This is a genomic window from Spirillospora sp. NPDC000708, assembly GCF_040299565.1.
Lineage (GTDB): Bacteria > Actinomycetota > Actinomycetes > Streptosporangiales > Streptosporangiaceae > Spirillospora.
On the sequence record NZ_JBEPCJ010000064.1, the window covers coordinates 17,040 to 27,010 of the forward strand.

A 9,971-nucleotide genomic window follows, 5' to 3' on the forward strand; every position below is an offset into this window, starting at 1 on the left:
CGGGGGCGTGCGGGACTCCCGAGCGGGAAATAGTGGGGTCATGGCGGAGTCTTACGTGCAGGTGACGACCACCACCGACGCCCGGTCCGAGGCGGCCGGGCTGGCCCGGTCGGCGGTCGCCGAACGGCTCGCCGCGTGCGCCCAGCTCGTCGGCCCGATCGCGAGCACCTACTGGTGGGAGGGCGAGATCGAGACCGCCGAGGAGTGGATGGTGGTGTTCAAGACCACCGCCGACCGGTTCGACGAGCTCGCGACCCTGATCACCGACCTGCACTCCTACGACACCCCGGAGATCATCGCGACGCCGGTGGTGGCGGGGAGCCTGGACTACCTCGCCTGGGTCGCCGAGCAGACCGAGCCGGGCGAGCGCGACGAGGCGGTGGACGAGCCCGAGGACTGAGCGGGACCGGACGCCGCGGACCGCCCCGGATCCGTGTGACGCACGCCATAGCCGGGTAAGTCTTCATTTACCGTGGCCGGCGTGGTTTCCTCGGCCGCGGAGAGGAAGGCGGTCGACGTGCGCGAGGAGTTCGGGGTCCGGGAGGGCGGCGCCGGGGACGACGAGGACCACGGCCTGTTCGGTCCGGGCTCGGTGACCTGGCAGGTGATGGGCGAACCGGTGCTGATCGTCGGCGGGATCCGGGCACTGCTGCTGCAGGCCCTGCATCCCCGCACGATGTGGGGCACGGCGCAGAACTCCGAGCTGATGAACCCCGACGCGGCCTGGGCGCGGCTCGGCCGGACGGTCGAGTTCGTGCGGGTGCGCACCTACGGGACGCACGCGGAGGTCGAGCGGGTGGGCCGCCGCGTCCGCAAGCTGCACTCCAAGCTCACCGGCCTCGACCTGCGCACCGGCGAGACGTTCCCGGTGGACGACCCCGAGAACCTGCTCTGGGTGCACATGGGGGAGGTCGACTCCTACCTGGACGTGGCGCGCCGCGCCGGCGTGCCGCTGACCTCCGCCGACGCCGACGCGTTCGTCGACGAGCAGCGCCGCGCCGCCGCCGTCGTCGGCCTCGACCCGGCGGACGTGCCCGGCTCGGTCGCCGAGATGAAGGACTACTACGAGGAGATGCGGCGGCGGATCTTCGCGTGCCGGGAGGCCCGCGAGGGGCTGAAGCGGATGTTCAGCCCGGCCGTCCCGCAGCACCTGGTGCCGCTGAAGCTCGCCGCGCCGGGCGTCGCGATGCTGGTGGTGTCGACGCTGCCGCGCTGGGCCCGCCGGATGTACGGGCTGCCGGGCCTGCCGACGTCCGACCTCGCCGCGACGCTGGCGCTCAAGGGCCTGTACCGGACCACCCACGCCGTCCCGGAGCGGTTCCGGTACTCGCCGGACGCCCGGCGGGCCAGGCGCCTCACGCGCGAGCACGGGGCGGACCCGGCCACCTGGACCATGGCGTCCTGACCCTTCCGGCGCGGTTCCGGGCGCGGTCTGCGGCGACGGTCCCCGGGCGCGGTCTGCGGCGACGGTCCCCGGGCGCGGTCTGCGGCGCGGGTCAGGCCATCGGCGGGGGAGCGTCGCCCGCAGGGGCGCCCGGCCCGTCGCCGGCGTGCGTGCCGTGCTTCGGCAGCAGGAACGCCGGGACGATCAGCACCGCGGTGAGGACCATCGAGACCCAGAACGTCGTGCCGAACGCGTCCGCGAGCTTCGGCGCCACCTGCTGGCGGATCTGGTCGGGGATCTGGCCGACCCCCGCGCCGCCTCCCTTGCCGCCCACCTGCGGGAGCCGCGAGCTGATCTGGCGGGACAGGATGACGGCGAGCAGCGCCACCCCGACCGAGCCGCCGAGCTGGACGAGGATGTTCAGCGTGCTGCTCGCCCGCGACGCCGCCGAGCGGGCCAGCGTGGTCAGCGCGGCCGACATCGTCGGCATCATGGTGCAGCCGAGGCCGAGGCCCCGGACGTACAGGGCGGCGCCGAGGAACCAGTAGGAGGTGTCGGCGCCGACCAGCGCGAACGGGATGGTCCCGACCACCAGCAGCACGATGCCGAACGGCACGATGCGGCCGGCGCCGAGCTTGTCGGTGATGACGCCGGAGAACGGCATCGCGGTGGCGGCGCCGAGGCCCTGCGGGGCCAGCAGCAGCCCGGCGGCGAGGGCGCCCTCGCCGCGGGCGGTCTGGTAGTACAGCGGGATCAGCAGCATCGAGCCCATCAGCGCGATGCCGACGAGGAACACCGCGACGGACGCGGTCGCGAACGTCCGGTCGGCGAACAGCCGCACGTCGATCAGCGAGCGCTCCCGCCGCTGCAGGCTGTGCAGCACGAACAGCACGACCAGGACGGCGCCGGCGAGCAGCCACGCGATCGTCGAGGTGCTCCCGAAGCCGCCGTTGCTGTTGGCGGTGGACAGCCCGTAGATCAGCAGCGCGAACCCCGGCGGCAGCAGGAACAGCCCGCGCAGGTCCAGCGCCGAGGAGCCGCCCCCGCCCTGCCCCTCCTGCTCGTGCGGCACCTTCCACCAGGCGAGGGCGAAGGCGAGCGCGCCGACCGGCAGGTTCACGAAGAAGATCCAGCGCCAGTCGACGTCCTCGACCAGCCAGCCGCCGATCACCGGGCCGAGCACCGGGCCGAGCAGCATCGGCACGCCCACGATGCTCATGATGCGGCCCATCCGCCGCGGCCCGGCGGCCATCGTGAGGATGGCCATGCCGGTCGGCATCAGCATGCCTCCGCCGAGCCCCTGCAGGACGCGGAAGACGATGAGCGACTGGATGTTCCAGGACGCGCCCGACAGCACCGACCCGGCGACGAACAGCACGATCGACAGCATCCACACCCGGCGGCCGCCGAACCGGTCGACCGCCCAGCCGGTGATCGGGATCACCGTGCCGAGCGCCAGCGTGTACCCGGTGATCGTCCACTGGATCGTGGACAGGCTCGCGTGGAAGTCCTTGCCGAGCGTCTGCAGGGCCACGTTGACGATGGTGGTGTCCAGGATCGCCATGACGGTCCCGGACACGATGACCAGACCGAGCAGGATGACCTGCGGATCCAGGCGCTCGGTCGCGGCGGACGCGCCCGGCGGCGCGAGATCGGTGGGCGGGCTCTCGGCCATGGTCGGCCCCCTCAGGTGTGCTCCGGTTGCCCCGTGTCCCCGTTGTGAAAAGCTTGAAACGCCTTGAAGTTCAACGTATTTACACTGCAACACGGAATGTGTTGAAATTCAAGGTATGTCCGGGAAATCAGGCCCGTCCGCCACGGCCGAGGGCGCGCCGGACGGCGCGCCGGCCCGCACGGGCACCGGAGACGCCGCCGTGGACGCCGACCTGGAGGCGATGGTCCAGATCATGGGCCGGATGTTCCGCGGCATGAAGGGCCGCAGGGCGCACGAGGAGGCCGAAGAGCTGATCGGGATGGTGAAGGCGGCCGGTCTCGGCCCGCGGCACGTCCCCGTGCTGATCGGCCTGGTGCTGAACGGCCCGGTCCCGGTCGGCGTCCTCGCCCGGCACATGGCGCTCAGCCCCGCCACCGTCAGCCAGCTCGTCGGCGAGCTGCAGCGCGGCGGCTTCGTCGACCGGCGCCCGGACGAGCGGGACCGCCGCCGCATGATCGTCAGCCTGCACGAGGAGCGCCGCGCGCTCGTCGAGCGGTTCGCCTGGCGGCGCCTGCGGCCGCTGCGGATGACGCTGGAGGCGCTCGGCCCCGCCGAGCGCGAGCACTTCCTGCACGGCTGGCGGACGCTGGTGGAGATGATGGAGCGGGCCGGGAAGGACGACCCGCTCTGCGGCGGCATCAGCCGCGGCGCATGAGCCGCCCGACCGCCGCCATCAGCTCGGTGGACATCTCCTCGCCCTTGCCCTCCTGCGTCCCCTCCGCCACGCAGTGCCGGACGTGCCCGTCCAGCAGCCCGAGCGCGACCTTGTCCAGGGCCGCCTGGACGGCGCTGATCTGGGTGAGGATGTCGATGCAGTAGCGGTCGTCGGCCACCATGCGGTCGATGCCGCGGACCTGCCCCTCGATCCGGGCCAGCCGGGTCTGCAGCTGGTCCTTGGTGGCCGTGTACCCGCGGGTGGGGGTCTCGCTGGTCGCCATCTCCGTCCTCGCAATCACTCCGGGGCCGCGCGGGCCCCTGGGACGCCCCGCCGGGGGAGATCCCCCAAGGGGTATTTTATGCGGTCGGATCGGCCGGGACGTTCCACGAGGTGATCACGGGGTGGCCGTGCTCGGTCCCGAGCAGCGACAGCGTCCCGGTGGCGAGCGCGAACGCCCGTCCGAGCGCGGGCTCCAGCCCCAGCCAGCGGGCGGTCAGCACGCGCAGCACGTGCCCGTGCGCCACGAGCGCCACGTCGCCCTCCGCCAGCAGCGGCCGCACCCGGGCGAGCACCGCGTCGGTCCGCTTCCCGACCTGCTCGACGGTCTCGCCGGGGTGCTCCGCGTCCCCCGGGACCACACCGTCCTTCCAGAGGTACCAGCCGGGCCGGTCCTCACGGATCTCGGCGGTCGTGATCCCCTCGTAGCCGCCGTAGTCCCACTCCCACAGGTCGGGGTCCGTCTCGTCCACCGTCAGGCCCGCGAGCTCGGCGGTGCGGCGGGCCCGCTCGGCCGGGCTGGCCAGCACGCGGACGATGTGCCGCGGGGCCAGCAGCGGGGGAAGCGCCCGCGCCTGCTCCTCGCCGCGCGCCGTCAGCGGCAGGTCGGTGCGTCCGGTGTGGCGCCGGTCCCGGCTCCACTCGGTCTCGCCGTGCCTCAGCAAGATCAGCTCCCCCATGCGCCCCACCCTAATGCCCTGGGGGCGGCTCCCGGGAACCCCGTGACGACGGACGGACCGGCGGGGACCGGTCAGTCGAGGATCGAGGAGAGGGGGGTGTACGGGAGGCCGTGGGCCTCGGCGACGTGGTCGTAGACGAGTTCGCCGGCGTGGGTGTTGAGGCCCTTGGCCAGGGCGGCGTTCTCGTGGAGCGCGCGGCGCCAGCCCTTCTCGGCGAGCTGCAGGGCGTAGGGGAGGGTGACGCCGGTGAGCGCGTACGTCGAGGTGTTGGGCACCGAGCCGGGCATGTTCGCGACGCAGTAGAACGTGGAGCCGTGCACCTTGTAGGTGGGGGCGTCGTGCGTGGTGGGGCGGGAGTCCTCGAAGCAGCCGCCCTGGTCGATGGCGATGTCGACCAGCACCGAGCCGGACTTCATCGCGGCGACGAGGTCGTTGGAGATCAGCTTCGGCGCCTTGGCGCCGGGGATCAGCACGGCGCCGATCACCAGGTCGGCGGCGCGGGCCTCCTGCTCGACCAGGTAGGCGTTGGACACCAGCGTCCGCATCCGGCCCTGGTAGATCGCGTCGATGTGGCGGAGCCGGTCGACGTTGAGGTCCAGGACGGTGACGTCGGCGCCCATCCCGACGGCGATCTGCGCGGCGTTGAGCCCGGAGACGCCGCCGCCGATCACGACGACCTTCGCGGGGGCGACGCCGGGCACGCCGCCCGGCAGCACGCCGCGGCCGCCGTTGGACGCCATGAGGTTGTACGCGCCGACCTGCGGGGCGAGCCGTCCGGCGACCTCCGACATCGGGGCGAGCAGCGGCAGCGACCGGTCCGGCAGCTGGACGGTCTCGTAGGCGATCGCGGTGACGCCGGCGGACAGCAGCGCGTCGGTGCACTCGCGGGACGCGGCGAGGTGCAGGTAGGTGAAGAGGGTCTGGCCGGCGCGCATCCGGTGGTACTCGGCGGCGATCGGCTCCTTGACCTTGAGGATCAGGTCGCCCTCGGCCCACACCTCGTCCGGGCCGTCGAGGATCTTGGCCCCGGCGGCGGTGTAGTCCTCGTCGGGGATGGCCGAGCCGAGACCGGCGCCGCGCTCGACGTACACCTCGTGGCCGTGCCGGGTGAGCTCGTGCACGCCCGCCGGGGTGATGGCCACCCGGTACTCGTGGTTCTTGATCTCTTGTGGGACGCCGATCTTCACGGGGGATCCTCCGTCAACGCTGACCAGGGCGTACGCCGGTGCGCACGCCTACAGGGTGCGGTGCGGGGACCCCTCCGTGCCATGTGCAGGATGCAAAGTCATCGTCCCGTTCGATGACAACGTGTAAAGCGCCGCAGGTCGGCGCGGGCCCGGATCAGGGCTTGCGGGCGATGCCCCCGTACATGAGCCGGTGCCCGACGGTCAGCTCGTTCGGGACGGGCCCGTCCGGCCGCCACAGCGGCAGCGGGACCACGCCCGGCTCCAGCAGCTCCAGGCCGGCGAACCAGCGCTCGATCTCCTCGGGGGTGCGGAACCGGCCGGTGCCGAGCAGCCCCTGGTACTGCACCTCGGCGTCGACCGCCTCCTGGCTGGACGCGCAGAAGCTCGTGATGAACAGGTGGCTGCCGGACGGCACCGCGTCCATCAGCGTGTCGACGACCCGCTGCGGCTTCTCGTCGTCGTGCAGGTGGTGCAGGATGCCGACGAGCAGCACCCCGACGGGGCGGTCGAGGTCGAGGAGCCGGCGCACCTCCTCGTTGGCGAGGATCTCCTCCGGCTCGCGGACGTCGGCCGTGACGACGGTCGTGCGATCGTTCTCGGCGAGCAGCGCGCGGCCGTGCGCCAGCACGATCGGGTCGTTGTCGACGTACACGACGCGGGACTCCGGCGCGACGGACTGGGCGACCTGGTGGGTGTTCTGCACGGTCGGCAGCCCGGAGCCGAGGTCGAGGAACTGGCGCAGGCCCGCCTCGCCGGCCAGGTACCGCACGCCGCGGCCGAGGATCTGCCGGTTGTAGGCGGCCACGTCGTAGATCTCGGGGACGATCTTGACGATCTCGTCCACGAACGCGCGGTCGACCTCGAAGTTGTCCTTGCCGCGCAGGACGACGTCATAGGTTCGCGCGATGCTCGGCTTCGTCACGTCGATGCCGAGTGATGCCCAGTCGTACTGCTGCTCATCCGCCATGTGCGCCCGCCTCGTGCCGCTGTGGAGTTCTCTGATGCCGCCGCCGCCCATGATCCTAGACGGCGGTCCAGCCCTCCGTCCGGAAACTGTCGAATGTAGTTCGGCGGTTTCCGCCCGGCGGTTTGCGTTCCGCGGCCGGCGTCCGGCGGCCGCCGCTCAGCGGCGCGGCTCGGGCAGCCACTCGTCGGCGATCGCGACCGTCAGCTGCTCCAGCAGCGGCCCGGCCCGGCGGACGCGGCGCTCGGCGTCCGGCTCGATGTCGTCCAGCGCGTACACGGCCTGGATCCGCGCCTTGCGCAGCCGCTCGCCGGTCAGCCCGCGGCGCCCGGCCACCGCGATCACCGGTGCGCCGGCCCGGGCGGCGGCGCGCGCGACGCCGATCGGCGCGGTGCCGCGCAGCGACCGGGTGTCGAGGGTGCCCTCGCCGGTCACGACCAGGTGCGCGCCGCGCGCGCGGCCGGTGAGGTCGAGCAGGTCCAGCATCAGCGCGGCGCCCGGCTCGATCGTCGCGCCGAGGAAGGCCAGCGCGGCGAACCCGACGCCGCCGGCCGCGCCCGCGCCCGGCAGGTCCCGGGCGGCGCGGCGGGACGCCGCCTCCGCCAGGTCGGCCCAGCGGCGCAGCCCCGCGTCCAGCACCCGGACCTCGTCGCGGGTCGCGCCGCGCGGCGGACCGTCCAGCGCGGCGGCGCCGCCCCGGCCGAGCAGCGGGCCCGCGGAGTCGCCCGCGACGACCACCTCGACGCCCGTCAGGTCGGGCAGGGCGCGCAGGTCCAGCGCGTGCAGCGAGCGCAGCGCCGCCCCGCCGGGCGGCAGGTCCTTGCCGAGCGCGTCCAGCAGCCGCCCGCCGAGCCCCTGGACGAGCCCCGCGCCGCCGTCGGTGCAGGCGCCGCCGCCGAGCCCGAGCACGATCCGCCGCGCGCCGAGCCGCAGCGCGTGCGCCATCAGCTGCCCGGTGCCGAGGCTGGACGCGGTGAGCGGGCTCGGCTTGCCGCCCGGCAGCCGGCGCAGCCCCGACGCCTCCGCCAGCTCCACCACCGCGGTGCGGTCGCGCAGCGCCAGCCGCGCGGTCACCGGCCGGCCGGTCGGCCCGCAGACCTCGACCTCGACGCGGCGCCAGCCCGCCGCGACCGCCGCCTCGACGGTGCCGTCCCCGCCGTCGGCGACGGGCAGCTCGACGAGCGGGACGTCCGGGCGGGCGCGGCGCAGCCCGGCGGCGAGGTGGCGGGCCACCTGCGCGGCGGTCAGCGCGCCGGGGAACCGCCCGGGCGCGAGCAGGACGTGGCCGTGCGCGGGAGGGTCGGGGGGACGGTCCGCGGACACCACAGCCACGCCTTTCACGCCTGGGGGTAAGGCCCTACCTTCTGCTTACGCCATGACGGCACTATTTGACACCCGCAAGCGTGTCCGAGACTTCCAAATGCGCCGACATTCGCGTGAGAATCTCGCGGGCCCCCGCCCCTACTTCACCCCGAGCCACGTCTCGATCGGGTGAATCGCGAAGAACAGCAGGAACAGGACCACCACCGGCCACAGCCACACCGACACCTCGCGCAGCCTGCCGCGGGCCAGCTTGATGATCGCGTAGGTGACCACCCCGCCGCCGATGCCGATGGTGATCGAGTAGGTGAACGGCATCAGCACGATGGTGAGGAACGCCGGGATCGCGATCTCCAGGTCGTCCCACGTCACCTTGGCGACCTGCGTCATCATCAGCGCGCCGACCACCACCAGCGCCGGCGCGGCGGCCTGCGCGGGCACGACCGCGGCGAGCGGGGTGAGGAACAGGGTGAGCGCGAACAGCGCGCCTGTCGCGATGTTGGCCAGGCCGGTCCGGGCGCCCTCGCCGACGCCCGCCGCCGACTCGACGAACACGGTGTTGGCGGACGAGCTGGTCACGCCGCCGAGCGCGGCGGACAGGCCGTCCACCGACAGGATCCGGCCGAGCCGCGGCACCTCGCCCCGCTCGTTGGTCAGGCCGGCCTCGTCGCTGATGCCGAGGATGGTGCCCATCGCGTCGAAGAACCCGGACAGCACCAGGGTGAACAGCACCACCAGCGCCGTGATCACGCCCGCCCGGCCGAACCCGCCGAACAGGTCGACCTTCCCGAACAGCCCGAAGTCGGGCGTGGCGAACACCTTGTGCGGCAGGTCCGGGGTGACCACGCCCCAGCCGCCGTCCGGCACCGACGCGTACGACTGGATGACCACCGCGAGCACGGTGCCGGCGATGATGCTGATCAGGATGGCGCCGGGCACCCTCCGCACGTACAGCACGATCATCAGCAGCAGGGTGAGGCCGAAGACCAGCGTCGGCAGGGTCTCCAGCCGCCCGCCGGTGCCGAGCGACAGCGGCGGGCTGGTCTTGCTCGAGGTGACGAACCCGGAGTCGTACAGCCCGACCAGCGCGATGAACGCGCCGATGCCGACCGCGATGGCGTGCTTGAGCGCCAGCGGGATCGAGTTCATGATCCGCTCGCGGACGCCGGTGAGCGCCAGCAGCACGATGATCACGCCCTCGATCACCACGAGGCCCATCGCCTGCGGCCAGGTCATCACCGGCGCCGCCTGGAAGGCCACCACCGCGTTGATGCCGAGGCCGGCGGCGAGGGCCAGCGGCGCGTTCCCGACCAGGCCCATGATCACCGTGGTGATCGCGGCGGACAGCGCGGTCATCGTGGTCAGCTGCGGGATCGACAGCGTCGCGCCGGTGACGTCCTTGGCCCCGCCGAGGATGATCGGGTTCAGCAGGATGATGTAGGCCATGGCGAAGAACGTGGTGACGCCGCCGCGCAGCTCGCGCGCCACCGTGGTCCGCCGGGCGGTCAGGTCGAACAGCCGGTCCAGCGGCCCGCGCCCGCCGGCCGGCGGTGATGCGTCGGCCCCTGCCGTGTTGATCTTGGACATTCGCGCGTGCTCCGCCTTCACCAGCGTCGTTCCCGGAAAGTGCGAGCACAGGTTAGCCGCCGGGCGGCCCGGCGTCGTCCACCGGTGCGGCCCGTCCCCGCGGACGGGCCCGGGCCCCGGGGCCGCGCCGGGGCCCGGGGCGGGGGGGGGGGGGGGGGCACCGGGGGGGGGCGGGGGCGGGGCCCGCTTGCCGGCCCGGGG

General features: G+C 73.5%; 10 protein-coding genes. 3 read left to right on the top strand and 7 right to left on the bottom strand.

From position 1 onward, the window contains the following. Positions 1-40: 40 nt before the first annotated feature. Both cutA and ABT299_RS35150 read left to right on the top strand, forming a co-directional pair. Positions 41-400 (top strand): divalent-cation tolerance protein CutA, encoded by a 360-nt coding sequence (gene cutA / locus ABT299_RS35145; protein ID WP_190858660.1) that lies wholly within the window; start codon positions 41-43, stop codon positions 398-400. An 81-nt stretch (positions 401-481) separates the two neighbouring features. Then, complete coding sequence (locus ABT299_RS35150) at positions 482-1,405, top strand: oxygenase MpaB family protein (protein WP_500253358.1); 924 nt, start codon at positions 482-484, stop codon at positions 1,403-1,405. Between the two features lie 91 nt (positions 1,406-1,496). Here the strand turns inward: ABT299_RS35150 and ABT299_RS35155 are convergent, their stop codons facing one another. After that, entirely contained in the window at positions 1,497-3,059 is a 1,563-nt protein-coding gene (locus ABT299_RS35155) for a DHA2 family efflux MFS transporter permease subunit (RefSeq protein WP_190858662.1), read from the bottom strand. 115 nt (positions 3,060-3,174) lie between these two features. On the opposite strand from ABT299_RS35155, the gene ABT299_RS35160 reads away from it, so the two are divergent. Next, positions 3,175-3,753, top strand: coding sequence for a MarR family winged helix-turn-helix transcriptional regulator (locus ABT299_RS35160; RefSeq protein ID WP_500253359.1), 579 nt, complete (start codon positions 3,175-3,177; stop codon positions 3,751-3,753). Here ABT299_RS35160 and ABT299_RS35165 read toward each other — a convergent pair. The 6 genes from ABT299_RS35165 to ABT299_RS35190 all read right to left on the bottom strand — a co-directional run bounded on the left by ABT299_RS35165 (position 3,737) and on the right by ABT299_RS35190 (position 9,770). Next, on the bottom strand, positions 3,737-4,036 hold the full coding sequence (locus ABT299_RS35165; protein ID WP_151546637.1) for a metal-sensitive transcriptional regulator: 300 nt from the start codon (positions 4,034-4,036) through the stop codon (positions 3,737-3,739). The genes ABT299_RS35160 and ABT299_RS35165 overlap by 17 nt on opposite strands. Before the next feature lie 76 nt (positions 4,037-4,112). Beyond that, entirely contained in the window at positions 4,113-4,712 is a 600-nt protein-coding gene (locus ABT299_RS35170) for a histidine phosphatase family protein (protein ID WP_190858664.1), read from the bottom strand. Between the two features lie 71 nt (positions 4,713-4,783). Beyond that, positions 4,784-5,899, bottom strand: coding sequence for an alanine dehydrogenase (gene ald / locus ABT299_RS35175; protein ID WP_433138868.1), 1,116 nt, complete (start codon positions 5,897-5,899; stop codon positions 4,784-4,786). Between the two features lie 154 nt (positions 5,900-6,053). Further along, complete coding sequence (locus tag ABT299_RS35180; protein WP_190858669.1) at positions 6,054-6,866, bottom strand: SAM-dependent methyltransferase; 813 nt, start codon at positions 6,864-6,866, stop codon at positions 6,054-6,056. 156 nt (positions 6,867-7,022) lie between these two features. Continuing rightward, positions 7,023-8,189 carry a glycerate kinase gene (locus ABT299_RS35185; RefSeq protein ID WP_387028814.1) on the bottom strand — a complete coding sequence of 389 codons (1,167 nt, stop codon included), beginning with the start codon at positions 8,187-8,189 and terminating at the stop codon, positions 7,023-7,025. A gap of 135 nt (positions 8,190-8,324) precedes the next feature. Continuing rightward, positions 8,325-9,770 carry an NCS2 family permease gene (locus ABT299_RS35190; RefSeq protein WP_387028816.1) on the bottom strand — a complete coding sequence of 482 codons (1,446 nt, stop codon included), beginning with the start codon at positions 9,768-9,770 and terminating at the stop codon, positions 8,325-8,327. Between the last annotated feature and the right edge of the window lie 201 nt (positions 9,771-9,971).

Coding starts and splice junctions, on each gene's coding strand:
- ABT299_RS35165 (WP_151546637.1), bottom strand. CDS start 4,036: ATGGCGACCAGCGAGACCCCCACCCGCGGGTACACGGCCACCAAGGAC.
- ABT299_RS35180 (WP_190858669.1), bottom strand. CDS start 6,866: ATGGCGGATGAGCAGCAGTACGACTGGGCATCACTCGGCATCGACGTG.
- ABT299_RS35190 (WP_387028816.1), bottom strand. CDS start 9,770: ATGTCCAAGATCAACACGGCAGGGGCCGACGCATCACCGCCGGCCGGC.
- ABT299_RS35155 (WP_190858662.1), bottom strand. CDS start 3,059: ATGGCCGAGAGCCCGCCCACCGATCTCGCGCCGCCGGGCGCGTCCGCC.
- cutA (WP_190858660.1), top strand. CDS start 41: ATGGCGGAGTCTTACGTGCAGGTGACGACCACCACCGACGCCCGGTCC.
- ABT299_RS35170 (WP_190858664.1), bottom strand. CDS start 4,712: ATGGGGGAGCTGATCTTGCTGAGGCACGGCGAGACCGAGTGGAGCCGG.
- ABT299_RS35160 (WP_500253359.1), top strand. CDS start 3,175: ATGTCCGGGAAATCAGGCCCGTCCGCCACGGCCGAGGGCGCGCCGGAC.